The 24,270-nt window shown below is 30.8% G+C and carries 26 protein-coding genes; 24 read left to right on the top strand and 2 right to left on the bottom strand.

The window, feature by feature from the left end:
- The first annotated feature begins 79 nt into the window (after positions 1–79).
- Together pepE and dcuC are read left to right on the top strand one after the other, a co-directional pair.
- Positions 80–784 carry a dipeptidase PepE gene (pepE, locus tag EL235_RS06880; RefSeq protein ID WP_126341110.1) on the top strand — a complete coding sequence of 235 codons (705 nt, stop codon included), beginning with the start codon at positions 80–82 and terminating at the stop codon, positions 782–784.
- A gap of 9 nt (positions 785–793) precedes the next feature.
- Positions 794–2,086, top strand: a complete 1,293-nt coding sequence (gene dcuC / locus EL235_RS06875; RefSeq protein WP_126341109.1) for a C4-dicarboxylate transporter DcuC — start codon at positions 794–796, stop codon at positions 2,084–2,086.
- 24 nt (positions 2,087–2,110) lie between these two features.
- Here the strand turns inward: dcuC and pepT are convergent, their stop codons facing one another.
- Entirely contained in the window at positions 2,111–3,337 is a 1,227-nt protein-coding gene (gene pepT / locus EL235_RS06870; protein ID WP_126341108.1) for a peptidase T, read from the bottom strand.
- 162 nt (positions 3,338–3,499) lie between these two features.
- On the opposite strand from pepT, the gene EL235_RS06865 reads away from it, so the two are divergent.
- From EL235_RS06865 to EL235_RS06810, 12 genes are all read left to right on the top strand, one after another.
- Entirely contained in the window at positions 3,500–4,300 is an 801-nt protein-coding gene (locus EL235_RS06865) for a cytolethal distending toxin subunit A/C (RefSeq protein WP_126341107.1), read from the top strand.
- Positions 4,301–4,308: 8 nt separating this feature from the next.
- Positions 4,309–5,115, top strand: coding sequence for a cytolethal distending toxin subunit B family protein (locus EL235_RS06860; protein ID WP_126341106.1), 807 nt, complete (start codon positions 4,309–4,311; stop codon positions 5,113–5,115).
- A 9-nt stretch (positions 5,116–5,124) separates the two neighbouring features.
- Complete coding sequence (locus EL235_RS06855; protein ID WP_039627056.1) at positions 5,125–5,700, top strand: cytolethal distending toxin, subunit CdtC; 576 nt, start codon at positions 5,125–5,127, stop codon at positions 5,698–5,700.
- Between the two features lie 98 nt (positions 5,701–5,798).
- Positions 5,799–6,551 (top strand): AcfC family glycoprotein adhesin PEB3, encoded by a 753-nt coding sequence (peb3, locus tag EL235_RS06850; protein ID WP_039627054.1) that lies wholly within the window; start codon positions 5,799–5,801, stop codon positions 6,549–6,551.
- 92 nt (positions 6,552–6,643) lie between these two features.
- On the top strand, positions 6,644–7,741 hold the full coding sequence (lpxB, locus tag EL235_RS06845) for a lipid-A-disaccharide synthase (protein ID WP_114640645.1): 1,098 nt from the start codon (positions 6,644–6,646) through the stop codon (positions 7,739–7,741).
- A gap of 9 nt (positions 7,742–7,750) precedes the next feature.
- Positions 7,751–8,236, top strand: coding sequence for a transcription elongation factor GreA (greA, locus tag EL235_RS06840; RefSeq protein WP_039619215.1), 486 nt, complete (start codon positions 7,751–7,753; stop codon positions 8,234–8,236).
- 3 nt (positions 8,237–8,239) lie between these two features.
- Entirely contained in the window at positions 8,240–8,968 is a 729-nt protein-coding gene (locus EL235_RS06835; protein ID WP_126341105.1) for a UDP-2,3-diacylglucosamine diphosphatase, read from the top strand.
- Positions 8,968–9,921 carry a chemotaxis protein gene (locus EL235_RS06830; RefSeq protein ID WP_039627049.1) on the top strand — a complete coding sequence of 318 codons (954 nt, stop codon included), beginning with the start codon at positions 8,968–8,970 and terminating at the stop codon, positions 9,919–9,921. Before EL235_RS06835 ends, EL235_RS06830 begins: the two co-directional genes overlap by 1 nt.
- A gap of 2 nt (positions 9,922–9,923) precedes the next feature.
- On the top strand, positions 9,924–12,230 hold the full coding sequence (locus EL235_RS06825; RefSeq protein ID WP_126341104.1) for a hybrid sensor histidine kinase/response regulator: 2,307 nt from the start codon (positions 9,924–9,926) through the stop codon (positions 12,228–12,230).
- 4 nt (positions 12,231–12,234) lie between these two features.
- The gene (locus EL235_RS06820; RefSeq protein ID WP_039627046.1) at positions 12,235–12,753 is read left to right on the top strand and encodes a chemotaxis protein CheW; all 519 of its coding nucleotides are present in this window, start codon (positions 12,235–12,237) and stop codon (positions 12,751–12,753) included.
- Positions 12,753–13,376, top strand: coding sequence for a phosphoserine phosphatase SerB (serB, locus tag EL235_RS06815; protein ID WP_126341103.1), 624 nt, complete (start codon positions 12,753–12,755; stop codon positions 13,374–13,376). Before EL235_RS06820 ends, serB begins: the two co-directional genes overlap by 1 nt.
- Positions 13,376–14,347: a transaldolase gene (locus EL235_RS06810; RefSeq protein WP_126341102.1), complete on the top strand. Its 972-nt coding sequence runs from the start codon at positions 13,376–13,378 to the stop codon at positions 14,345–14,347. The genes serB and EL235_RS06810 overlap by 1 nt, the downstream gene beginning before the upstream one ends.
- A gap of 22 nt (positions 14,348–14,369) precedes the next feature.
- Here EL235_RS06810 and EL235_RS06805 read toward each other — a convergent pair whose 3' ends face one another.
- Entirely contained in the window at positions 14,370–14,852 is a 483-nt protein-coding gene (locus EL235_RS06805) for a glycine-rich domain-containing protein (RefSeq protein WP_039627043.1), read from the bottom strand.
- Positions 14,853–14,968: 116 nt separating this feature from the next.
- On the opposite strand from EL235_RS06805, the gene EL235_RS06800 reads away from it, so the two are divergent.
- The 10 genes from EL235_RS06800 to fliG all read left to right on the top strand — a co-directional run bounded on the left by EL235_RS06800 (position 14,969) and on the right by fliG (position 24,268).
- Positions 14,969–15,196, top strand: a complete 228-nt coding sequence (locus tag EL235_RS06800) for a helix-turn-helix domain-containing protein (RefSeq protein WP_039627042.1) — start codon at positions 14,969–14,971, stop codon at positions 15,194–15,196.
- Positions 15,197–15,260: 64 nt separating this feature from the next.
- Positions 15,261–15,797 (top strand): 50S ribosomal protein L25/general stress protein Ctc, encoded by a 537-nt coding sequence (locus EL235_RS06795; RefSeq protein ID WP_039627041.1) that lies wholly within the window; start codon positions 15,261–15,263, stop codon positions 15,795–15,797.
- A 1-nt stretch (position 15,798) separates the two neighbouring features.
- Positions 15,799–16,338 carry an aminoacyl-tRNA hydrolase gene (gene pth / locus EL235_RS06790; RefSeq protein ID WP_039627040.1) on the top strand — a complete coding sequence of 180 codons (540 nt, stop codon included), beginning with the start codon at positions 15,799–15,801 and terminating at the stop codon, positions 16,336–16,338.
- A gap of 3 nt (positions 16,339–16,341) precedes the next feature.
- A complete protein-coding gene (locus EL235_RS06785) occupies positions 16,342–17,403 on the top strand; it encodes an LptF/LptG family permease (protein WP_126341101.1) in 1,062 nt (353 codons plus the stop codon).
- Between the two features lie 17 nt (positions 17,404–17,420).
- On the top strand, positions 17,421–18,626 hold the full coding sequence (gene lysA, locus EL235_RS06780; protein WP_126341100.1) for a diaminopimelate decarboxylase: 1,206 nt from the start codon (positions 17,421–17,423) through the stop codon (positions 18,624–18,626).
- 1 nt (position 18,627) lies between these two features.
- Positions 18,628–19,389 carry an HAD-IIA family hydrolase gene (locus EL235_RS06775; protein WP_126341099.1) on the top strand — a complete coding sequence of 254 codons (762 nt, stop codon included), beginning with the start codon at positions 18,628–18,630 and terminating at the stop codon, positions 19,387–19,389.
- Positions 19,386–20,459 (top strand): prephenate dehydratase, encoded by a 1,074-nt coding sequence (pheA, locus tag EL235_RS06770; RefSeq protein ID WP_126341098.1) that lies wholly within the window; start codon positions 19,386–19,388, stop codon positions 20,457–20,459. The genes EL235_RS06775 and pheA overlap by 4 nt, the downstream gene beginning before the upstream one ends.
- The gene (hisC, locus tag EL235_RS06765; RefSeq protein ID WP_126341097.1) at positions 20,449–21,540 is read left to right on the top strand and encodes a histidinol-phosphate transaminase; all 1,092 of its coding nucleotides are present in this window, start codon (positions 20,449–20,451) and stop codon (positions 21,538–21,540) included. The genes pheA and hisC overlap by 11 nt, the downstream gene beginning before the upstream one ends.
- A gap of 14 nt (positions 21,541–21,554) precedes the next feature.
- Positions 21,555–23,240 (top strand): flagellar basal-body MS-ring/collar protein FliF, encoded by a 1,686-nt coding sequence (gene fliF, locus EL235_RS06760; RefSeq protein WP_039627029.1) that lies wholly within the window; start codon positions 21,555–21,557, stop codon positions 23,238–23,240.
- On the top strand, positions 23,240–24,268 hold the full coding sequence (gene fliG / locus EL235_RS06755; protein WP_039619192.1) for a flagellar motor switch protein FliG: 1,029 nt from the start codon (positions 23,240–23,242) through the stop codon (positions 24,266–24,268). Before fliF ends, fliG begins: the two co-directional genes overlap by 1 nt.
- The last annotated feature ends 2 nt before the right edge of the window (positions 24,269–24,270 follow it).

Here is a 24,270-nt window from a genome sequence, read left to right as displayed (position 1 = left end):
TTTTTTATTGCTAAATTGTTTTTTCATTTTTTAAATATTAAAATTATAGTTTTGATTAATTTTTTTAAAGGAAAGAATGATGTCAAAACTTTTACTTTTTAGCGCTTCTGGTTATAAAGATAGTGCGTATTTAAGTCATACTAGAGAATTTATAGATGATTTTTTAAAAGAAAATTCTATGGTAGATGAAGAAATTCTTTTTATACCTTATGCAGGAGTTAGAAGAACTTATGATGCTTATGAAGCTAGGGTAAAAGAAGGTTTGAAAAAAGATAATATCAAATCATTACACCATTTTGAAAATTTAAAAGAAGCGATTTTAAATGCAAAGGTTTTTTTAGTAGGCGGTGGCAATAGCTTTATGCTTTTGCATAAATTATATGAAAATGATTTACTTGAAGTTTTAAAAGAGCGTATTGAAAAAGGGGCTTGTTATATAGGTTGGAGTGCAGGCTCAAACATAGCAGGGCTTAGCATAAAAACAACTAATGATATGCCTATTGTTATGCCAAAAAGTTTTGATAGTTTAGGGGTTTTTCCTTATCAAATCAACCCGCATTTTATTAGCGGGAAAATTCCTGGCCATAATGGAGAAAGTAGAGAAGAGCGCTTGGAGGAATTTTTGATAACTAATCCAAAAGACATTGTTTATGCTATACCGGAGGGTTCTGCATTAAAAATACAAGATGATAACTTAAAAATTATAGGTCATCATGATGTGTTAAAGCTAAGTTGTCCTTTTAATGTGGAATATTTAAAAGTCAATCAAACAACTAAAATCTAAAGGAGAAAAATGCAAACTTTTTATCTTTTAGCTGCGATTTTTGGTATTGTAGCTGTGGTTTATTTGCTTATTAAAAAAGTAGAAACAAAAACAGCTTTAATTAGTGTTGGTTTTATTTTGTGCTTGATTTCACTTAAGCCTATTGAAGCTTTGAGTGCTTTTACGCATGCTATGGTGCAACCTGCCTTGATTAAGGCAATTTGTGCGAGTATGGGCTTTGCTTTTGTGATGAAAGTGACTAAGTGTGATAAGCATTTGGTTAAATTACTTACAACACCTTTGAAAAATGTAGGATTTTTCTTAATCCCACTTGCTTTTATGGTGACTTTTTTTATTGCTATTGCCATACCTTCAGCAGCAGGATGTGCAGCTGCAGTTGGTGCGACTTTGATACCGCTTTTAATGGCTTCGGGTATAAAGCCTGCCATGGCAGCAGCAACAGTGCTTTGTGGAACTATAGGAGGAATTTTAAGTCCAGGTGTATCACATACTGCTTTGATTTCTGAAATTTCAGGGAAAAATATACAAGAAATTGTTTTAACTCAAACTCCAAATGCATTAACAGCAGGGGTGATAGTGATGATTTCTTTGATGATTATGGCGGTGGTTTTTAAAGATTATCAAAAAGGACAAGTTTTTGAAGTGGCAAATCAAAACAAGACTGAAGATAATATTGAAAAAGTAAATGTATTTTATGCACTTATGCCTTTAGTGCCTTTAATTGTGCTAATTATAGGTGCAAGTCCTTTAAATGATTATGAGTTTTTAACATGGACAAAACAAGTTGGAGTTGCCGAAGCTATGCTTTTAGGGGCGATTATAGCTTTAGTAGTAACTATGAGTAAGCCTGATAGTATTTTTAAAGAGTTTTTCAATGGTATGGGAAAATCTTATGCAGAGATTATAGGGATTATCATAGCTGCTAGTGTTTTTGTTGCGGGTTTAAAAGCATGCGGGGTGATTGATATCATCATAGAATGGCTTAAAAATGAACAACATTATGTGCGTTTTGGTGGAACTTTTATACCATTTTTAATGGCTATGGTTACAGGTAGTGGTGATGCTGCTGCTATGGCATTTAACAAGGCTGTAACTATTCATGCTCAAGATCTTGGTTTTGATCAAGTTAAACTTGGTACTGCAGTGGCAATGTCAGCAGTGCTTGGAAGATACCTTTCGCCTATTTTGGGAGCTTGTATTATCGTTTCAGCTATAGCAGGGGTTAGTCCTTTAGAAATTGTTAAAAGAACTGCTTTAGGATGTGTTATTTCAGTAGTTGTAATTGCTTTTGTGCTATTATAAATTTAAGCCTTTTAAGGCTTAAATTTATTTTGCAGCTAGGATGATGATTTCTTGTATAACTTTGCTTGCTGCTTTTAAAGATTTAATAGGTAAATACTCATAAATAGAATGAAAATTATGCGCTCCGGTAAAGATATTTGGACAAGGCAAGCCTTTTTCTGAAAGCACCGCTCCATCATATCCTCCACGCATAGGAATGATTTTAGTTTTGATATTTAAATTTTCATAAGCTTGTAAAGCAAGTTTAATAGGCAAAGAATCAGTTGTTTTTAGACTATTAAAGACATTTTTATAACGATCATTGAGCTTAATATTAATTCTTTCTTCTCCGTATAGCTTTTTAAAACTATCACTTAAATCTTGCAAAAATTGCATTCTTTGTTTGTATTTTTCATCATCAAATTCTCTAACATCTATTTTTAAAATAGTTTTAGCACTATTTCCTTTAAGTTCTTTAACCCAAAAATATCCTTCTTTATTTTCTGTATATTCAGGTGCTTCGCCATTTGGAAGCATAGAGATAAATTTATGTGCTAAAAGTAAAGAATTTACTAATTTTCCTTTGGCACTCATAGGATGAGCAGACTTTCCTGTAAATTCTACTTCACAATCTCCTGCATTCCAATTTTCATAAATAAACTCTCCTATCTCGCAACAATCTAAACAATACCCAAAATCAGCATTAATCTCCTTTATATTAAAAGCTTTTGCTCCTCTTAAACCCTGCTCTTCATCAGGTAAAAAGCAAGCATAAATATCACCATGTTTAATATCAGGATTTTTTACAAAAAACTCAAGCATATCCATAATAGCTGCAATGGCTGCTTTATCATCAGCTCCAAGTAAACTTGTGCCATCAGTGTGAATGATATCGTCTCCTATGTAGTTTTTAAGTTCTTTAAATTCGCTTTCTTTTAGATAAAGATCTAAGTTTTTATTTAAGCATATATCTCCACCTTGATATTTAGTAATTTGTGCTTTGGTATCATTAGTTTGCTCCATACTTGTGTCTAAATGTGCGAAAAAGGCTATTTTTGGGGCATTTGGAGTATTGGCTGGTAAAAGGGCTGTGGTAATAGTATTTTCTCTTCTTTTTATATCTTTTAAACCTAACTCTTGTAATTCTTTTTCGAGTAATTTTGCAAGTTCCATTTGATTAGGGCTTGATGGCATAATGCCTTTAGCGCCATTTTCTCTACTTGTAGTGGTGTTAATCTTGGTGTAGTTTATAAATCTTTGAACAATATCCATAATTTTTCCTTTTGTATTAAAAATTAATAAATTATAACAATTCATTTTTTAAATATTTTATAAAATTAATAATATTTTATTAAATGATATTTTTTATCAAAATTATTTAAAAATTATGTTAATATATTTATATTTTAAGATTTAAAAATTAAGGATGGAAGTATGCAAAAAATTAATTTTATAATGATGTTTAGCATATTTATGCTGTTTTTTACGGCATGTTCTTCTAAGGGGCAACTTAATCCTTTAGGGCGTTCTTTTGGTGCTATAAATGATAGTGATCCTTTAAAAATAGGTAAAAATCCAATACCACCTGTAAAACAAAAAAATCCAACTTTGGTTGATGGTTCTGATTTGGTTCCTCAGGTTCCATTGCAACCACCTTTGATTAAAACAAATACTTTTAAAGGTGATAATGCTTTAAAAGGTCCCTTGCCAAGACTAAAAAGCGAAAAACAATTTAATGATGTAGCCGTTTTTGAAAACAGAGGTTTTCCGAGTGATTTTGTAACCATTATGAATCCAAATGGAGCAGCTTTAACTGTATGGGCTTTGGCACCTGGAAATTGGATTTGGGGTTATAGTTTATATAATAGCAAACCATTTGGCGATGCTAGAGTTTGGCAGTTGATAGAATTTCCTAATGATATGGTTGTGATTAAGAATGTTAAAACAAATACTTGTTTAAATGCGTATGGAAATGGAATAGTGCATTATCCTTGTGATCAAAGTAATCATGCACAATTTTGGAAATTATTTCCTATGAGTAATGGAGCTTATCAAATACAAAATTTTGCCACACAAAAATGTATACAAACGCCGATTTCTAATGTAATGAAAGATTTTAGTTTTAGTTTTTTTAATATTTATTTGACAAATTGTTTAAAATCTGGAGAAAGAAATTTGGATAGACAATGGTATATAACGGTACCTACTTTTACAGCTAAAAGACCTTATAGATAGGAGTTAATATGAAGAAAATATTATTTTTAGTTTTTATTGTCAAATTAGCTTTTGGAGCTTTAGAAAATTATAATGCTGGAACTTGGAATTTACAAGGTTCTTCAGCTGCTACTGAAAGCAAATGGAATATAAGCATTAGACAGTTAATAAGCGGTGATAATCCTTTGGATATTTTAGCTGTTCAAGAAGCAGGGGTTTTACCGACTACTGCAGTTATGACTCCAAGACAAGTTCAGCCTGTGGGAGTGGGAATTCCCATACACGAGTATGAATGGAATTTAGGGACTTTATCTCGGCCAAATAATGTTTTTATATATTATTCAAGAGTGGATGTTGGTGCAAATCGTGTAAATATGGCAATAGTTAGCAGAATTAGAGCTGATGAGGTTATAGTATTGCCACCACCAACTGTTGTATCTCGTCCTATAATAGGAATTCGTATAGGGAATGATGTATTTTTTAGTGTACATGCTTTAGCAAGAACTGGTAACGATGCTGGTGCTATAGTAAATGCAGTTGATATGCATTTTAGAAATATGCCACAAATTAACTGGATGATTATGGGTGATTTCAATAGAACTCCTAGCGATTTAGTTTCTATATTAGATACTGGAGTAAGATCGCGTATAAATATAGTATCACCTCCATCTTTTACGCAAACAAGTGCACAAAGAGTTATAGATTATGCCGTTACTGGAAATTCAGATACAACAAGACTTTACAATCCTCCTGCAATACTTGCAGTTTTAGCTTTAGCTGGTCTTCGAACTTTTTTAGCATCTGATCATTTTCCGGTAAATTTTAGAAGATTTTAGGAGATTATTGTGAAAAAATTATTAATTACATTTTTTGCGTTATTAAATATTTCATATGCTATAGATCCTTCTCAAGGAGATTTGCCTGACTTTACCCCTATGTTTGCTATAAGATCTTTAGAAACTGGAATTTCTTTAAGCCCTTTTAGAGAGACTTCTTCTAAATTAGAAGATCAAAATTGGATTTTAAAAGAAATAATTTTAAGTGATGATTTAAAAAAGAAGGATGAGTTGGCAGAAGATTTACCTTTTGGGTATGTTCAGTTTATACACCCAAGTGATGATGATCTTTGTTTGGCTATTTTAGAAAGTGGTTTTTTTGGTACTAAATCTTGCTCAAGTGACCTAAATGACGCTAAATTAGAAACTGTTTTTTCTATAATGCCAACTACAACTCCTGCTGTTCAAATTAGATCTTTGGTTGAAGGTGGTAGAGAGTGTATGGTAACATTTTTCAATCCAAATGTTCCCATAGAAAATCGTTTTGGCATACAACCTTGTACTTTAGATCCAGCATTATTTGTAGATTTAAATGAGCTAATGTTTTTTACTCCAGCAATAGTAGAAGCAACTCCGCTTTATTAACTTGTTTACTAATTAGACAAGTTAATTTTTGTATTTGTTGTAGCGGATTAATTTTTAAATCGTATAATTTCACTCTTAATTTAATTTTAGGAGAAATAATGAAAAAAATTCTTAGCTTATTTGGTGCTTGTGCAATTTTTGTTAGTTTAGCAAATGCAGATATTAATCTTTATGGACCAGGTGGCCCGCATACTGCTTTAAAAGATGCAGCATCTAAATATAGCGAAAAAACAGGAGTGAAAATTAATGTAAATTTTGGACCACAAGCTACTTGGTTTGAAAAAGCTAAAAAAGACGCGGATATTTTATTTGGTGCTTCAGATCAATCTGCATTAGCAATAGCTAGTGATTTTGAAAAAGATTTTGATGTAAATAAAATCAAACCTTTATATTTTAGAGAAGCAATTATTTTAACTCAAAAAGGAAATCCTTTAAAGATTAAAGGTTTAAAAGATTTAGCTGATAAAAAAGTAAGAATTGTTGTGCCAGAGGGTGCTGGAAAAAGCAATACTTCAGGAACGGGTGTTTGGGAAGATATGATAGGAAGAACTAAAAATATCCAGACTATTGCTAATTTTAGATCAAATATTGTTGCATTTACTCCAAATAGTGGTAGTGCTAGAAAACTTTTTGCTGAAAATAAAGCCGATGCTTGGATAACTTGGATTGATTGGTCAAAAAGCAATCCAGATATAGGAACAGCAGTAGCTATTGAAAAAGATTTAGTAGTATATAGAACCTTAAATGTAGTTGCCAAAGAAAATTCAAGTAAAGAAGTACAAGATTTTATAAATTATCTAAGCAGTGATGAAGTAAAAGAAATTTTTGCAAAATATGGTTGGAGAAAATAATTCTATAAACATGCTAAGTTAAGCATGTTTATTTTCTTATACTTTAATATTCAAAATTAAATTTAAACAATATAAAATCTTTTGGAAAATATATGAAAACCTTTTTAATTTGTGCCTTAGAGCCTTCAGCAAATTTGCATTTAAAAGAAGTTTTAAAAGCTTATAAAAATAAGTATAAAGAATTTGATTTAGTGGGAATTTATGATGAGAATTTATGTGAAGAATTTAGTCTAAATTCCAAGCCACTTTATAGCTCACATGAGTTTAGCGCTATGGGTTTTATAGAAGTTCTGCCTCTCATTTTAAAAGCTAAAAGAGCTATAAAAAAGCTAGTAAATTTAAGTCTTACTCAAAAGATTGATGCGATTTTATGTATAGATTCTCCTGCTTTTAACATACCTTTTGCAAAGGCTTTAAAAAAAGCAAATTCCAAAGTAAAAAGAATTTATTATATTTTACCTCAAGTTTGGGCATGGAAAAAAGGTCGCATACCTATCATAGAAAGCCATTTTGATGTGCTAGCTTCTATCTTGCCTTTTGATAGTGAGTTTTTTGGTAAAAGTACTTATGTAGGTCATCCGCTTTTAGATGAGATAAAAGAGTTTAAAAACCAAGAAGATATAAAAAATATACTTTCAAAAAGTGATGATGAAAAAGCAATCGCTTTCTTACCAGGCTCAAGAAAAAGTGAAATAAAGCGTTTAATGCCTATTTTTAGAGAATTAAGCACTAAATTTAAAGGTAAAAAAATCCTTTGTATACCTGAGTTTAATTTAAAAAGACTAGAAATTTACGGGGATGTGAGTAATTTTGAAATTCAAACTAATACCCCAAAAGTGCTAAAAAATGCTGATTTTGCTTTTATTTGTAGTGGTACAGCTACGCTTGAAGCAGCTTTAGTTGGCACGCCTTTTGTGCTTGCTTATAAGGCTAAAGCTATCGATGTATTTATCGCAAGATGTTTTGTAAAGCTAAAGCACATAGGTCTTGCAAATATTTTTTTAGATTTTGCTGGAAAAAGCGAGCTTAATCCTGAATTTTTACAAGAGCAAGTGAGTGTGGAAAATTTATATCAAGCTTATCTTAAATACGATTATAAGGCATTTTTTGATAAAGTAGATTTTTTAAAAGAATATTTACAATTTGCAAGTGCAAAAAATTTAGCTAAAATACTTTATGAAATCAAATAAGGATAAATCATGCAAAAAGAACCTATGAGTAAATATGGCTATGAGAAATTAGAAAAAGAATTAGAACATTTAAAAAAAGTTGAACGCCCAAAAGTAGTAGAAGAAATAGACATAGCAAGAAGTCATGGAGACTTAAAAGAAAATGCAGAATATCACGCAGCTAGAGAAAAACAAGCTTTTATAGAAGGTAAAATAGCTGAACTTGGGGATTTGATCTCAAGAGCACAAATCATCGATCCATCTTCTTATGAGCATGATAGTGTGAAATTTGGCTCAACTGTTGTGGTAGAAGATTTAGAAAGTGAGAAGCAAAGCACTTATACTTTGGTAGGAGTAAATGAGGGAAATTTAGAAAAAGGTTATATTTCCATTAGCTCACCTATTGCTAAAGCAATGCTTGGTAAAAAAGAAGGCGATGATTTTAAAGTGCGTTTGCCAAAAGGCGAGAGTGAATTTGAAATCATTTCTATAGAATACAAAGCTTTGGAATTTTAGTTTTTGCAAAAAATAACTATAAAAGAAAATGCTATTTTTATTGCTGATGCACATGAAAATGAAAATAGGCGTGGTTTTTGGGAGTTTCTTCAAGCCTTAAAAGATGAAAAAATTCAAACTCCACAGCTTTTTTTAATGGGCGATATTTTTGATCTTTTAATTTATGAAGTAAAAGCTACTCATGATTTTGCAAAAGCTTATGTAGACTTGCTTGAAGAGCTTGCTGATAAGATTGAAGTCATTTATTTAGAAGGTAATCATGATTTTAATTTGACTAAATTTTTTAAAAAAGTGAAGGTTTTTAGTATAAAACAACAGCCCTTGCTTTGCGAATTTCAAGATAAAACCTTAGTAAAATTAGCCCATGGGGATATTTTTTTAAAACCTTTTTTGCAGTTTTGCTTAAAAAGTTTGAGAAATCATTATTTGCTGCTTTTTTTAAATTTTTTAAATATTATTAGTAAAGAAAAAATAACCCAAAAAATTCTAAAAAATCAAAATAAAAAACAACTTATTAGAAAAATTCCTCATTTTTCCACCTTGGTAAAAGAGCGTTTAAAGTACTATAATATAGGCTTTGTAATAGAAGGCCATTATCATCAAGATGTATTTTTAAAAAATAAAGATATAAAATATTTAAATTTGGCTACTTTTGCATACAAGGAAAGTTTTTTTATAGTAAAATATGAGTCAGAAATCAGATTTCACAAAATAGAACTTAAGGAGGCATAATGTTTGATGAGAATGTCGTTAAAACAGGTTCAAATGAAATGGAACTTGTTGATTTTCGCATCTTTAAGCAAGGCCAGGATAAAGTCTATGAGGGAATTTATGGCGTAAATGTTTCTAAAGTTAGAGAAATTATTAAAATTCCTTTTTTGACTGAAATTCCAGGGGTTCCTGAATATGTTGAGGGTATCTTTGATCTTCGCGGGGTTGTAATTCCTGTAATCAACCTAGCAAAATGGATGCAAATTCAAGAGCCAGAAATGACAAATATAAAACCTAGGGTTATCATTACTGAATTTAGTAATGTATTGATTGGTTTTATAGTGCATGAAGCAAAAAGAATTCGTCGAATTAATTGGAAAAATATAGAGCCAGCTACTTTTGCAACGAGCGCAGGTAGTTTGGATAAGAGTAAAATTACTGGTGTGACAAAAATTGAAGGTGATGAGGTTTTGCTTATCTTAGACTTAGAAAGCATAGTGCAAGAGCTTGGAATTTATACTCCACAAACTGATATTGAAGATGATAAAATCCAAAAAATTGAAGGTATGGCTTTAGCGCTTGATGATAGTTCTACAGCAAGAAAACTTGTTAAAGATTTACTTAACAAGATAGGCTTAAAAGTCGTGGAAGCTAAAGATGGTGTTGAAGGTTTGCAAAAGCTAGAAGAGCTTCATAATACTTATGGGGCAGATTTATATAAACATTTGAAAATTATTGTTAGTGATGTTGAAATGCCTCAAATGGATGGTTTCCACTTTGCAGCTAAAGTAAGAGAAGATGAGAGATTTAAAAATATTCCTATTGTGTTTAACTCCTCTTTATCAAACGAGTTTATGAGTGACAAAGGTGTTAAAGAAGCGGGTGGAGAAGGATATTTGGTTAAATTTAACGCAAGCGATTTCTTTGCTGAAATTTCTCGTGTTATTAAAAAACATGAAAAAGGTGAGGAGTAAAAATGGAAGATATTCAAGAAATACTTGAGGATTTTTTAGTTGAAGCCTTTGAATTAGTCGAGCAAATTGACCATGATTTGGTTGAATTAGAAGCAAATCCTGAAGACTTAGAACTACTAAATAGAATTTTCCGTGTCGCACATACTGTTAAAGGTTCATCAAGTTTTTTAAATTTTGATGTTCTAACAAAACTTACTCATCATATGGAAGATGTTTTAAACAAAGCAAGACATAATGAGCTTAAGATTACTCCTGAAGTAATGGATGTAGTTTTAGAGTCTATTGATATGATGAAAACCTTGTTAAATTCTATTAGGGATAATGGAAATGATACAGCAATAGGACTTGATATAGCTCCAATTTGCGCAAGATTAACTGCTATTTCAGAAGGTGAAAGCTTAGAGTCTGTTGCACCGGCTAAAGCTGAAGAGCCTGAAGAAGAATCAAAAGAAGAATCAAAAGCTGAAGAGCCTGAAGTTGATGTTAATAAGCTTAGTGATGATGAGGTTGAAGCTGAAATTGAAAGACTTTTAAAAGTAAGAAAAGCTGAAGATCAAGCAAGACGTGCCGAAAAGAAAAAAACACAAGAAACTAATCCAGCTCCGAGTAAACAAGCTGCTCAAGCGCAAAATACAACTGCAGAGAAAAAAGTTCCTGCAGCAGGTGGTGGAAGTAGTGGTGCGAATATGGATCAAACCATTAGGGTTGAGGTTAAAAGACTTGATCATTTGATGAATTTAATTGGTGAGTTGGTGCTAGGCAAAAACCGCTTATTAAAAATTTATGATGATGTTGAGGAAAGATATGATGGAGAAAAATTCTTAGAAGAATTAAATCAAGTTGTATCTCAACTTAGTATTGTTACCACAGATATTCAATTAGCAGTTATGAAAACAAGAATGCAACCTATTGCAAAAGTATTCAATAAATTCCCAAGAGTTGTTCGAGATTTAGGTCGTGAGCTTGGCAAGCAAATGGAACTTGAAATTTCAGGGGAAGAAACTGAACTAGATAAGTCTATTGTTGAAGAAATTGGTGATCCTATTATGCATATGATTAGAAACTCGTGTGATCATGGTATAGAAGATCCAGCAACACGTGTGGCTAATGGTAAACCAGAAAAAGGAACAGTTAATCTTAAAGCATATAATGAAGGAAATCATATTGTAGTAGAGATTGCTGATGATGGTAAAGGTTTGGATGCTGATGTGTTAAAAGCAAAAGCTATGGAGAAAAATCTAATCACAGAACGTGAAGCTGACCAAATGAGTGATAAAGAAGCGTTTGCATTGATTTTCAAACCAGGTTTTTCAACTGCGAAAAAAATTACCAATGTTTCAGGACGTGGTGTTGGAATGGATGTTGTTAAAACCAATATTGAAAAATTGAACGGTGTGATTGAAATTGACAGTGAGCTTGGGAAAGGCACTGTGATGAAGCTTAAAATCCCACTTACTTTGGCAATTATTCAATCATTACTTGTAGGTACGCAAGAAGAATTTTATGCTATTCCGCTTGCAAGTGTTCTTGAAACAGTTAGAGTGCCAATTGATGATATTTACACTATTGAAGGTAAAAATGTATTACGCTTAAGAGATGAAGTTTTATCTTTGGTAAGACTTTCAGATGTATTTGGTGTAAAACAAGTGCTTGAAAATACCGATCAAACTTATGTGGTTGTTATTGGTGTAGCAGAAAGCAAACTTGGTATTATAGTAGATACTTTAGTAGGTCAAGAAGAGATTGTTATTAAATCTATGGGTGAATATTTACAAAACATTCAAGGTATAGCAGGAGCAACTATTCGTGGTGATGGTAGAGTTACATTGATCATTGACGTTGCTGCTATGATGGATATAGCTAAAGAAATCAAAGTGGATATCAAAGCACAAATTGAATCACAATCTAAAAAAAGTACAAAAGAGAAGCCAAGTGATTATACAGTGCTTATAGTAGATGATTCTAAAATGGATAGGAATATAATGCAAAAATCATTAGAACCACTAGGTGTGAGTATTGTAGAAGCAACTAATGGCGTAGAAGCTTTAAATACAATCAAATCAGGTGAACATGATATTGATGCAGTATTAATTGATATTGAAATGCCAAGAATGGATGGTTATACCTTAGCAGGTGAAATTAGAAAATATTCTAAATATAAAAACCTTCCACTTGTTGCAGTTACTTCAAGAACTAGTAAATCAGACCGCTTAAGAGGTGTGGAAGTAGGAATGACTGAGTATATTACTAAGCCTTACTCTCCAGAGTACTTAGAAAATGTAGTTAGAAAAAATTTAAAACTAGGATAAGAAGATGAATGATAAATTAAGCCAGGTTTTGCAAAAACAACAAGCACAAATTGCAGAACCTGATGTAGATAAAGAAGAGGATATTATTCAGCTTGTTGGTTTTGTTGTGGGAGATGAGGAATATGCTATTCCAATTCTTAATATCCAAGAAATTATTAAGCCTATAGAATATACTAGGGTTCCAAGTGTGCCTGATTATGTTTTAGGTGTGTTTAATATGAGGGGTAATGTTATGCCTTTGATTGATCTTGCAAAAAGATTCAATCAAGGTAGCTCTAAGATGACTCCTCAAACTAGATATATTGTTTTAAAAGGTATAGCAAATGGTAATCAAGCTCCTGCAGGCAATGCGGGTTTTGTGATAGATAGACTAACAGAAGCTATCAAAATTCATAGAAGCAGAATTGATCCGCCGCCTGAAACTTTACTAAAAGAAAAAGGTATGATTTTTGGTATAGGTAAAAGAGAGGAAAATATCTTGACTATATTAAAAGCTGAAGCATTATTAAAGCGTGAATTTTAATGATAAAGCTTTGTGCCTTTGATTTTGACTCTACGCTAATGGATGGAGAAACCATTGATATTTTAGCGCAAGAGTATAATGTTGGTGATGCTGTAAAAGCAATCACCAACAAAGCAATGAATGGTGAACTTGATTTTTTCGAAAGTTTAAGTGCTAGAGTAGCTTTGCTTAAAGGTATGCCTATTGAGCAAGTGAAAAAATGTTGTGAAAATTTACCTTTAATGAGTGGCGCTAAAGAATTGTGTGAATATTTAAAAAGCAAAAATGTAAAAATAATTGTTTTTAGCGGTGGATTTCATGAAGGAATTGACTTAATACAAGATAAACTTCATTTTGATTTTGGTTTTGCTAACTTTTTACATAGTAAAAATGGTGTTTTAACAGGAAAAGTTGGTGGAGAAATTATGTTTAATAACTCAAAAGGCATTATACTACAAAGACTTAAGAAATTTTTAAATTTAAAAACAGAAGAAATTATGTGTGTAGGCGATGGAGCTAATGATATTTCTATGTTTAAAGAATGTGGATTAAAAATAGCTTTTTGTGCCAAAGAAATTTTAAGATCTCATGCAGATATTTGTATAGATAAAAAAGATTTAAAAGAAATAATAAAGGTAATATAATGAAAAAATTTTCACTATGGTGTGATTTTATAGAAAATGAATTTTTAGATCATGAATTTTTAGATTTAATTTACTCAAAAACAATTAACGGTGCTACTTCAAATCCTGCTATTTTTAAAAATGCGATTTTAAACTCAGCTATTTATAAAGAAAAAATCAAAAAATCAAATCTTAAAGATAAAAAAGCTTTGTATGAGTATCTTGCGGTAGAAGATATAATTAAGGCTGCAGATAAATTAGCTATTAATTACTATGAAAATAATGATGGTTTTATTAGCATTGAAATTGACCCAAGATTAAAAGATAATACTAGTTTGTCTTTGGCTGAAGCAAAAAGGTTGTACACGCAGATTGCAAAAGAAAATGTGATGATGAAAATTCCTGCTACAGAAGCTTCTTATGAAGTAATGCAAGAATTGATGAAAAATGGCATTAGTGTCAATGCGACTTTGATTTTTGATTTTGAGCAAACTAAAAAATGCTTTGAAGCTTTAAATTTAGGTTTAAAAGAATTTAGAAAAAACAATATTGTGGGCAAAAAAGAACCGCAAGCTGTTATTAGTATTTTTGTAAGTCGTTTTGATAAATTATTAAATAATCAAGTTTTAGATAAAAATTATATAGGAATTCTCACTGCAACTAAGGCTTATAATTATATCATTAAACAAAATGAAGCAAATATTAGAGCTTTATTTGCAAGCACGGGTGTTAAAGATGATAATTTAGAGAAAGATTATTATATTAAAGAATTACTCTATGATAAAGCTGTTAATACTGCACCACTGGATGCTATCAAAGCTTTTAAGGGTAAGCAAGTTGTATTTAAAGAGCCTTTAAAAGATGAGTGTATAGAGAAAAAATTGAATGCAAATATTTCAAAAGATGCTTTAAGTAAAGCTTGTAAAGATTTACTTGATGATGGTTTAGAGCAATTTTGTATAGCTTATGAAGATATTTTAAAATCCTTATAATGTGGCTTAATCTCAAATGAGATTAAGCACTAATACTTGCTAAAGTTGGTCTTTTTAGTGAAAAAACATTAGATGGAGATCTTCTACCGCAATTTGGACATCTAGCTATTGTTTTCCATAAATTTTCTTTTATATATTCTGAAGGTTTCCCAAATCTTTTTTCATATAAAACGCATGTTTCCTCCCAAGATTTATTAAGATTTTTGAAATCCTCCTCGCCTCTCATTCCAAAATAAGGAAAATGATGCAAGAAATAGCCAAAAAGATTTTCACAATCTTGAGCATATTTTAATGTATCTAAAATATGATAATGCCAAAATTTATCAACATCAGCTGGTGGTACTATTGAGGCATCTTTATTTTCTTGACACAAAAGAAGAAATTTCCTATATTCAGTTTCAATAAATTTAGTGTATTCTAAACTCCACCCTAACCCTTCATTTTTGTCAATTATTTTTACTATAATTGGTTCTAAATCCAATTCTTTTAATAGTATTGTAGACATATTATTCCTTTTATTTTTAATTATAGTTTAATAACACTTAGTGTTATAAACGATTGTAAAAAAATTATATAAAAACTAGACTTATAAATAAATAAAGTGTTATAAGGCTTGGTTATATGAAGCAAGATATATCTGATAAACATAGAGAAATAGGTAAAAGAGTTGCAAAAATAAGAAAAGAAAAAGGAATTTCTCAACTAGAATTATCATTATTATTAGGACATAAAAGCGTTTCTATAGTTGCAAGCGCAGAAAGGCATTATAGAGGTGCTCACTTTAACTTAAATCATTTATTTCAAATGGCTGAGATTTTTGAAATAGATATCTGTGATTTTTTTAAATGAATTTATACTTTACTAAGCCATAAATTGATATCATTAAATTTCTATTTTAGAAAAAAGGGAAAAAATGTTAGAAGGTATCGTTAGAGAGAGTATCGGTAGAAAAGCTGCTAAAGCTTTAAAAAGAGATGGTTATCTAATCGCAAACATCTACGGAAAAGGATTAGAAAATATCAATGCTGCTTTTAAAGTAAATGAATTTATTAAAGAAGTACGCAAAAAAACTACTTTAGCTTTTGATGTAAAAGTTGGAGATAAAGTATTAAATGTTGTGGTAGTTGATTATCAAAAAGATCCTGTAACTGCAGAATTAAAACACGTAGATTTAAAAGTAGCACAAAAAGGTGTTATTTCTAAATATATGGTTCCTGTAAAAATCGTAGGAACAGCTATGGGTCTTAAAAACAAAGGTGTTTTAATTCAATCAAAAAGAAGATTGAAAGTAAAATGTGCAGCTGAAAACTTACCAAATTATTTTGAATTAGATGTAACTAAACTTGATGTTGGTGATGCACTTTTAATCCGTGATGTAGTTGTACCTGAGGGTGTAACTATGGTTGATGCTGATAGAGTAGCTGTAGTTGGCGTAGAAAAAGCAAGATAAAATGACCTTGGTCGTAGGACTTGGTAATATAGGAGAACAATACGCCAAAACCCGTCACAATGTAGGGTTTATGCTAATTGACTTAATTTTGAAAGATTTGCAAACGACAAAGCTTTTAAATGCTAAATTTAAAGGAGAGCTTTTTAAAAGCTCTCCTACTCTTTTTTTAAAACCTTCCACTTATATGAATTTATCCGGAGAAAGTGTAAAAGCTGTTAGTGAATATTATAAATGCGATAGAATTATTGTAATTCATGATGATATAGATTTAAATTTGGGTGCATTGAAATTTAAAATGGGTGGATCAAGTGGTGGGCATAATGGACTTAAAAGTATAGATAATCTTTGTGGCAATGCTTATGAGAGAGTGCGCATAGGAGTAGGAAAAGGACAAGATGTAATTTCTCATGTTTTGGGGAAATTTAAACAAGAAGAGCAAGAAAGTCTAACTAAGGTTTTAGAACATAGTAAAAAAGCCTTACTTGAGCTTTTAAATTCTGATATAGAAAAAATCGCTTCAAAATATTCTTTAAAAAGTTAAACGATGAGTATATTTTTTCGCTATATTTCATCTTTGTATTTAAAATCATTTTTTATTTTATTTTTTTCTTTGACTTTTTTCTTTGTAGCGATCGATTTTTTACTCAATTTCAATAGATTGCCAAAAAGTGCAAATTTGGAGCTTTTGTATATATTTTTTTTAACATGCTCAGCAGCTTCTTATATACTACCTTTAGCTATAGTCATTGCTTTGGTTTTATGTATTTTTAATATGATACGCTCGAATGAATTTGTTAGCTTATATGCTTTGGGTTTAAGTAAAAATCAAGTGATTTTTTACCCTTTTTTATGGGCTATGTTTTTTTGTTGTGTTTATGTAGGACTTAATTTTAGCTCTTTTGCTTATGCAGATGAATATAAAAGCAATATTCTTAAGCGTGGTGTTGTAGATAGAGAGGGCGGGGAAGTTTTGATTAAATATAATGATAATTTTATTTATATACAAAAAACAAGTTCTCAAACTCTATATAATGTAAAAATTTTTGATGTAAAAAATTTAGACATTCAAAGCACAATCCATGCAAAAACTGCTAAATTTAATGGAGATTCTTGGGATTTAAATGATGCTAAAGCTACTAATGTGCCGCAAAATTTGATTGTTTCAAAAGAAGGTTTAAGCATAGAGGAATTTAAAAATATTAAAGGTTTAGAAGATTTTTCTCCAAAAATTTTAGAAAGAATTTCTTTAGTAGAGAGCAATCCTTCTTATTCTATTTTAGACGCACTAGAAAGCATGATAATTTTTGCAAAACAAAATATTTCAACCAATACACTTAGAACAAGTTTATATTCTTTAATTCTTACGCCATTTTTTGCACCATTTTTGATGCTTATTGTGTATTATTATTTTCCTTTAACTGCAAGATTTTTTAATCTTGCGCTTTTAGCTTTTGTATTTTTTGTGTGCATACTTTTGGTTTGGGGCTTGTTGTTTTTATTAACAAGATTGAGTGAAAATGAAATTTTACTTCCAGAGCTTGGTATAATGCTACCAGTATTTATTTTAATAAGTATAGGAAGTTTTTATTATTTTAAACACAAATAACTACAAGTGAGGTTTTTATGGATTATTTAAAACTAGCAAAAGAATATAACACACCATTTTATATTTATGATTTTGATAAAATTAAAGAGCGTTTTATAATGTTAAAAGATGCTTTTAAAGCAAGAAAATCACAAATTTTTTATGCAGTTAAAGCAAATTCTAATTTAAGTGTTTTAAAACTTTTAGCTTCTTTGGATAGTGGGTTTGATTGTGTTAGTGCGGGCGAGATTTATAGAGCTTTAAAAGCAGGAGCTAAAAATTATAAAATTATTTTTAGCGGGGTAGGTAAAAGTGCTGATGAGTTAAAATATGCTTTAGAGCAAAACATACTTTATATAAATTTAGAAAGTTATGAAGAAATGCTTCTTTTAGAACAAATTGCTAAAGAAAATCAAAAAATAGCTCGCATAAGCATAAGAGTAAATCCAAATGTAGATGCCAAAACACATCCTTATATTTCTACAGGTTTGCATGAAAATAAATTTGGTGTAGATATAGAAAGTGCTAAAAAAATGTATCTTTATGCTAAAAACTCACAATTTTTAGAGCCAGTTGGTGTGCATTTTCATATAGGCTCGCAAATCCTTGATATAAGTAGCATTCATGAGGCTTCTGTGATTGTTGCAAAATTAGTAAAAGAACTTTTGGCTTTGAAAATTAATATTAAATTCTTTGATATAGGTGGTGGCTTAGGGGTTTGTTATAAAGATGAACAAGAGCCAAATTTATATGATTATGCTCAAGGAATTTTAGCAAGTTTACAAGGTCTTGATGTGTGTATAGGTATGGAACCTGGTAGATTTTTAGTGGCAAATGCAGGTGAGTTTGTTACTAAAGTTTTATACGAAAAATTTAATGATAAAAAGCGTTTTGTGATTGTTGATGGGGCGATGAATGATTTGTTACGTCCAAGTTTATATAGTGCTTATCATAAAACCAAGCTTTTGAGCGAAAATAAAGAAGAAAGCCTTTGTGATATTGTTGGTGGGGTTTGTGAAAGTGGAGATTTTTTAGCTAAAGATAGAAAACTAGCTAAAACACAAGCAGGAGATTTAATCATAGTTAAAAGCGCAGGTGCATATGGTTTTAGCATGAGTAGTAATTATAATACTCGTAATAGAGTATGTGAGCTAGCTTGTGAAAACGGTACAGTAAGAATGATTAGAAAAAGAGAAAGTTATGAGGATCAAATTGCTTTAGAACTTGATTTTTTAAAGGATTGAAATGTTGTTTTTAGATGTGCAAGGAACTTTGATTTCAGATTATGATAAAAGTCCTATAAATGGTGCTTTAGAACTCATTAAATCTTTAAATAAAGAAAAAATTCCTTATGTGATTATCACTAATAATACCAAAAAATTAGATTTTTTAAATTATTTGCAAAATTTGGGTTTTGAAATTAATGAAAAAGTTTATATCGATCCTTTTTGTGTTTTAAAAGATCATTTAAAACCTTGTAAAATAGCAGCTTTTGGAGCAAAAGAATTTTTAGATTCACTTCAAGAGTTAGGCTATGAGCTTGATTATAAAAACCCAAAAGCATTTTTAGTAGCAAGTTATGATGATTTTAAATTTCAAGATTTTGCTAGTATGATAGAGTATCTTAAAAATGGCGTGCAAGCTATAGCAATGCATGAAAGTAGTATTTATAAGAAAAATTCAAGGCTTTATCCGGGTGTTGGAAGTATCATGTCTATGCTTAAAAATGCATGTGAGTTTGATTATAAGGTGATAGGAAAACCTAGCAAGGCTTTTTATAAAAGTGCTTTAAACTTATTAAAACAGCAAGATTGTAATGCAAGTTTTGAAAATACTTTAATCATTAGTGATGATTTTAAAGGTGATTTACTTGGTGCTTATGAGCTTGGTATGCAAACAGCCTTAGTTTTAAGTGGCAAAATTTCTAACACTCAAGGTCTTGATACAACTAAACTTAATTTTGTATATGATAGTATTAAGGATTACTACATATCGAGGTTTAAATGAAAGAGATAGAAAAATTACGCAATAAAATCGATACTATTGATGATAAAATTTTGGCTTTACTTAATGAAAGAATGCTTCATGTTAAAGATATAGGAGTTATTAAACAAAATTTAGGTGGGAGTATTTATAGACCTGAGCGTGAAAGAGCTATTATAAATAGACTTAAAAATTATAATCATGGTTTATTAGATCAAAATGCAATCGAAGCAATTTATCAAGAAATTTTTGCTGTATCAAGAAATTTAGAAATGCCTCAAAGCATAGCTTATTTAGGACCTGAGGGAAGCTATACACATCAAGTAGCAAGAACGCGTTTTGGTGCTATGAGTCGTTATACTCCACTTGCAAATATAGAAGATGTTTTTAAAGAATTAGCTCACAAAGAAGCAAAATATGGAGTAGTGCCTATAGAAAATAATACAGCAGGTGCAGTGGGTGTGACGCTTGATTGTCTTGGAAAATATGAAGATGTAAAGATTTTTGCTGAAATTTATATGGATATTCATCATTCTTTTGTAAGTATGAGTGAAAATTTAAAAGATATTAAACGTATATATTCTCATCCACAAGGTTATAATCAATGTAGAAATTTTTTAGAAAGTCATGATTTAAGTGAAGTAGAATTTGTAGCAAGCAAATCCACAGCTCATGCGGCTTACTTAGCTTCGCAAGATGTTACTTCAGCTGCGATTTGCTCTAAAATTGCAGCAAAACTTTATAATATACCTATATTATTTGAAACGATTGAGGATAATTTGGCAAATCGTACTAGGTTTTTGATTTTAAGTGATATAAAAATACCTCAAATGCCTCATTGTAAAACTTCTATCTTAGCACTTGCTGCACACAAACCAGGTGGACTTAGTGATTTATTATATGAGTTTAAAAAAGAAGGAATAAATTTAACAAAACTTGAATCACGTCCTATAAAAACAAGAGAATTTGTACATAGTTTTTATATAGATTTTGAAGGGCATATTGATGATGAAAATGTCCAAAGAGTATTAAAAAAAGCTGAGCATATAAAATGGCTTGGATCGTATTTATCAGGAGAAAGTAATGAAATTTAATCCTTTTTTAGAAGCTATTAAAACTTATGAAAGTGGTAAGGATATGGATTTAATTGCTAAAGAATATGGTTTAAAAGAAGTTATTAAACTAGCAAGCAATGAAAATCCTTATGGCACAAGTAAAAAAGCTAAAGAAGCCATCATAAATAATGCACACTTGGCTCATTTGTATCCTGATGATACTATGAGTGAATTAAAACAAGCTTTAGCACAAAAATATGATATTTTAAAAGAAAATCTCATCATAGGTAGTGGGAGTGATCAAATCATAGAATACATAGTACATGCAAAACTTGATCATTCTAAGGCTTATTTGCAATGTGGGGTTAGCTTTGCTATGTATGAAATTTATGCAAAACAACTAGGGGTTAAGGTTTATAAAACTCCAAGTTTAACTCATGATTTAAATGAGTTATACGAATTATACCAAAAGCATAAAAATGAAATCAAAGTAATCTTTTTATGCTTACCCAATAATCCTTTAGGTGAGTGTTTGGATACGAGTGCGGTTTTTGAGTTTTTAGAAAAAATTGATGAGGATTGTTTGGTAGCCATTGATGGAGCTTATAATGAATTTGCTTCATTTAAAGATAGCAAAAAACATATCAATCCTAAGGAATTAATCCACAAATTTCAAAATGCAATATATCTGGGAACCTTTTCTAAGCTTTATGGTTTGGGTGGTATGAGAGTGGGTTATGGTATAGCTTGCAAGGAAATTATTAATGCATTTTATAAATTAAGAGCACCTTTTAATGTGACTAATTTGAGTTTAAAAGCTGCCGTTGCTGCGTTAGATGATGGTGAGTTTGTGCAAAAAACTTTGGAAAATAATTTTTCACAAATGAAACTTTATGAAGATTTTGCTAAAAATTATAAAATTCGATACATTCCAAGCTATACAAATTTTATTACTTATTTTTTTGATGAAAAAAATAGCACAGATTTATCTGAAAAACTGCTTAAAAACGGTATAATAATAAGAAATTTACAAAGTTATGGTTTAAATGCTGTGCGTATAAGTATAGGTACAGAGTATGAAAATTCAAGGTTTTTTGAAGAGTTTTCTAAAAATTTTTAGTTTGTAGGAAATAAATGGATTATAAAACTATACTGCACCAAGTAGGTCAGCTTTATCAAAATTTAAGTTTAAGACAGCGTATTATCATTGCTGCTTCTATTGTTGTTGTAGTTGGATTTTTAGTGTTTTTAACCCTTTTTAGAAGTGGTTCTACAGTAGCTAGTGAGGCTGGATATTCAGTATTATTTGAAAATGCTAATACTAGTGATTCAGCGATGATAGTAACTCAACTTGAAAAAAGTGGAGTTCCTTATATTTTGCGTAATGAGGGAACTATTTTAGTTCCTAATGAGCAAGTATATAAACAGCGTTTAGCTATCGCTTCGGCAGGATTATTACCAAAAGATAATAAAGTGGGTTTTGAGCTTTTTGATAAACAAGAATTTGGAGCTACAGAAGCTGAACAAAAGGTAAAATATCAAAGAGCATTAGAAGGTGAGCTTGCTAGAACGATTGAAAGTTTAGAGCCTATTCATAGTGCTACAGTGCATATTGCTTTTGCTAAAGATACGCTTTTTACACAGCAACAAGTCCCACCAACTGCTTCAGTAGCTTTGACGATAAAAGAAGGTTTAAAGCTTAATAAAAAGCAAATTATGGGGATTAAAAACTTAATTGCCTCTTCAGTGACAAAACTTACTCCTGAAAATGTAAAAATCATGGATCAAAAAGGTATTCCTTTAGATGATGAGGGTGCTTTTGAGAGTGATTTAATTGCTGCTCAAATTAAATATAAAAGAGATCAAGAATATGAATTAGAGCAAAAAATTGTTGCTTCTATTGCTCCGTTTGCGGGTGGTTATGATAGAGTAGTGGCAAAGGTTAGTATTGATTATGATTTTTCTAAAGAAGAATCACAAAGTGAAGTATATGATCCAAACACAGTCGTGCGTAGTGAGCAAACTTTAGAAGAACATAGAGAAGGCTATAAAGATAAAGAAATTCAAGGTGTACCAGGTGCTGTTTCTAATATTGGCCCTGTAGAAGGTTTAGATGATAAAGGTGCACGCGAGGTTTATACTAAAAACCAAACCACAACTAATAATGAAATTTCTAAAAAAATCACCAATACCACTAAGCAATTTGCAACCGTTAAAAGAATTTCTGCAGCTGTTGTAGTAGATGGAAAATATAAAGTAATTACTGATGATCAAGGAAATATCACAAACGAATACATTCCTTTGAACGATAAAGAAATTCAAGCTATTGAAAATCTCACTAAAGGTGCTATAGGTTTTAATCTTGCTAGAGGTGATGCGGTTGAAGTAAATAATTTAGAATTTCATAGAACAGCCAAAGTTGAAAATAAGGTTCAAACTTTCTATTCAAGATTTGTTGAGCCATTTATCCCACCTGTTAAGTATGTATTTGCAGCAATTTTGCTTTTTGTATTTTATAAAAAAGTTATTGTACCATTTTCGCAAAAAATGCTTGCAGATATCAAGCTTGAAGAAGAGATGGAAGGCAAAGATGGACAAGTTATTGATGATGCTGAAGATGCTATTGAAAAATTCAATGCTGCACGTAAGAAAGTTGAAGAACAACTTGGCTTTGGGGATAATTTTGATGAAGATGCGCTTCAATATGATGTTTTACTTGAAAAATTAAGAGCAGTGGCTAATGAAAAAGGTGAAGAAGTGGCATTGTTGTTGCAAAAACTTGTTGAAAATGAAGCTGAATTTGGTGAGAAGGATATCTGATGATAAAGCTTAGTGAAGAACAAAAAATGGTCTATGACGACCTTTCTATGCCAGAAAAGGTCGCAATTTTTTTAATCCAACTCGGAGAAGATGTAACGACAGTTTTATTTTCTCATATGGATATTAATGTCATCACTGAAATTTCTCGCTATATCGCATTAGCAAAAAATGTTGATAAACCAGTTGCTACTGCAGTGCTTGAGGAATTTTATACTTTATTGCAATCAAACCAATATTTAAAAAGTGGTGGTTTGGAATATGCAAAAGAAATTTTATTTAGAACTTTTGGTCCTGAAATTGCCAATAAAATTTTGGAAAAACTTACCAAAAGTATGGAAAATAACCAAAATTTTGCTTATCTTTCTCAAATCAAACCACAACAGCTTGCCGACTTTATCATTAAAGAACACCCTCAAACTATAGCTTTAATTTTAGCTCATATGGATACTACTCAAGCGGCTGAAACTTTGGAATATTTTAGCGATGAATTAAGAGCTGAGGTTGTAATAAGAATGGCAAATCTTGGAGATATTTCACCTTCAATCATCAAAAGAGTATCTGCAGTGCTTGAAAGTAAGCTTGAAAGTCTTACTTCTTATAAAGTTGAAGTGGGTGGTCCAAGAGCAGTTGCTGAAGTGCTTAATCGCTTGGGTCAAAAAGCTTCTAAAACAACACTTTCTTATATTGAGCAAAGTGATGAAAAGCTTGCTACAACTATTAAAGATTTAATGTTTACCTTTGATGATATTTCTCAGCTTAGTACTAATGCGATTAGAGAAGTTTTAAAAGCTGCTGATAAGCGTGATTTGATGATAGGTTTAAAAGGTGCAAGCGAGGATTTAAAACAAAAATTTATGTCCAATATGTCTACGCGTGCTGCTGAAGCTTTTGTAGAAGAAATGGGCTTTTTGGGTGCTGTGCGTGTAAAAGATGTTGAAGAGGCTCAAAGAAAAGTTGTAGAAGTGGTGCAAAAACTTGCAGAACAAGGTCTTATCCAAGTGGGTGAGGCTGATGAGATGATAGAGTAAGA

This window comes from Campylobacter lari, assembly GCF_900638335.1.
GTDB lineage: Bacteria > Campylobacterota > Campylobacteria > Campylobacterales > Campylobacteraceae > Campylobacter_D > Campylobacter_D lari_E.
Note: the sequence above shows the minus strand (reverse complement) of the source record. Positions and strands in the feature narration are given on the sequence as shown.

Bases quoted from the DNA above. Each gene is read 5' to 3' on its own strand.
- pepE (WP_126341110.1), top strand. From the start codon at position 80: ATGTCAAAACTTTTACTTTTTAGCGCTTCTGGTTATAAAGATAGTGCG.
- dcuC (WP_126341109.1), top strand. From the start codon at position 794: ATGCAAACTTTTTATCTTTTAGCTGCGATTTTTGGTATTGTAGCTGTG.
- pepT (WP_126341108.1), bottom strand. From the start codon at position 3,337: ATGGATATTGTTCAAAGATTTATAAACTACACCAAGATTAACACCACT.
- EL235_RS06865 (WP_126341107.1), top strand. From the start codon at position 3,500: ATGCAAAAAATTAATTTTATAATGATGTTTAGCATATTTATGCTGTTT.
- EL235_RS06860 (WP_126341106.1), top strand. From the start codon at position 4,309: ATGAAGAAAATATTATTTTTAGTTTTTATTGTCAAATTAGCTTTTGGA.
- peb3 (WP_039627054.1), top strand. From the start codon at position 5,799: ATGAAAAAAATTCTTAGCTTATTTGGTGCTTGTGCAATTTTTGTTAGT.
- lpxB (WP_114640645.1), top strand. From the start codon at position 6,644: ATGAAAACCTTTTTAATTTGTGCCTTAGAGCCTTCAGCAAATTTGCAT.
- greA (WP_039619215.1), top strand. From the start codon at position 7,751: ATGCAAAAAGAACCTATGAGTAAATATGGCTATGAGAAATTAGAAAAA.
- EL235_RS06830 (WP_039627049.1), top strand. From the start codon at position 8,968: ATGTTTGATGAGAATGTCGTTAAAACAGGTTCAAATGAAATGGAACTT.
- EL235_RS06825 (WP_126341104.1), top strand. From the start codon at position 9,924: ATGGAAGATATTCAAGAAATACTTGAGGATTTTTTAGTTGAAGCCTTT.
- EL235_RS06820 (WP_039627046.1), top strand. From the start codon at position 12,235: ATGAATGATAAATTAAGCCAGGTTTTGCAAAAACAACAAGCACAAATT.
- serB (WP_126341103.1), top strand. From the start codon at position 12,753: ATGATAAAGCTTTGTGCCTTTGATTTTGACTCTACGCTAATGGATGGA.
- EL235_RS06810 (WP_126341102.1), top strand. From the start codon at position 13,376: ATGAAAAAATTTTCACTATGGTGTGATTTTATAGAAAATGAATTTTTA.
- EL235_RS06805 (WP_039627043.1), bottom strand. From the start codon at position 14,852: ATGTCTACAATACTATTAAAAGAATTGGATTTAGAACCAATTATAGTA.
- EL235_RS06800 (WP_039627042.1), top strand. From the start codon at position 14,969: ATGAAGCAAGATATATCTGATAAACATAGAGAAATAGGTAAAAGAGTT.
- EL235_RS06795 (WP_039627041.1), top strand. From the start codon at position 15,261: ATGTTAGAAGGTATCGTTAGAGAGAGTATCGGTAGAAAAGCTGCTAAA.
- pth (WP_039627040.1), top strand. From the start codon at position 15,799: ATGACCTTGGTCGTAGGACTTGGTAATATAGGAGAACAATACGCCAAA.
- EL235_RS06785 (WP_126341101.1), top strand. From the start codon at position 16,342: ATGAGTATATTTTTTCGCTATATTTCATCTTTGTATTTAAAATCATTT.
- lysA (WP_126341100.1), top strand. From the start codon at position 17,421: ATGGATTATTTAAAACTAGCAAAAGAATATAACACACCATTTTATATT.
- EL235_RS06775 (WP_126341099.1), top strand. From the start codon at position 18,628: ATGTTGTTTTTAGATGTGCAAGGAACTTTGATTTCAGATTATGATAAA.
- pheA (WP_126341098.1), top strand. From the start codon at position 19,386: ATGAAAGAGATAGAAAAATTACGCAATAAAATCGATACTATTGATGAT.
- hisC (WP_126341097.1), top strand. From the start codon at position 20,449: ATGAAATTTAATCCTTTTTTAGAAGCTATTAAAACTTATGAAAGTGGT.
- fliF (WP_039627029.1), top strand. From the start codon at position 21,555: ATGGATTATAAAACTATACTGCACCAAGTAGGTCAGCTTTATCAAAAT.
- fliG (WP_039619192.1), top strand. From the start codon at position 23,240: ATGATAAAGCTTAGTGAAGAACAAAAAATGGTCTATGACGACCTTTCT.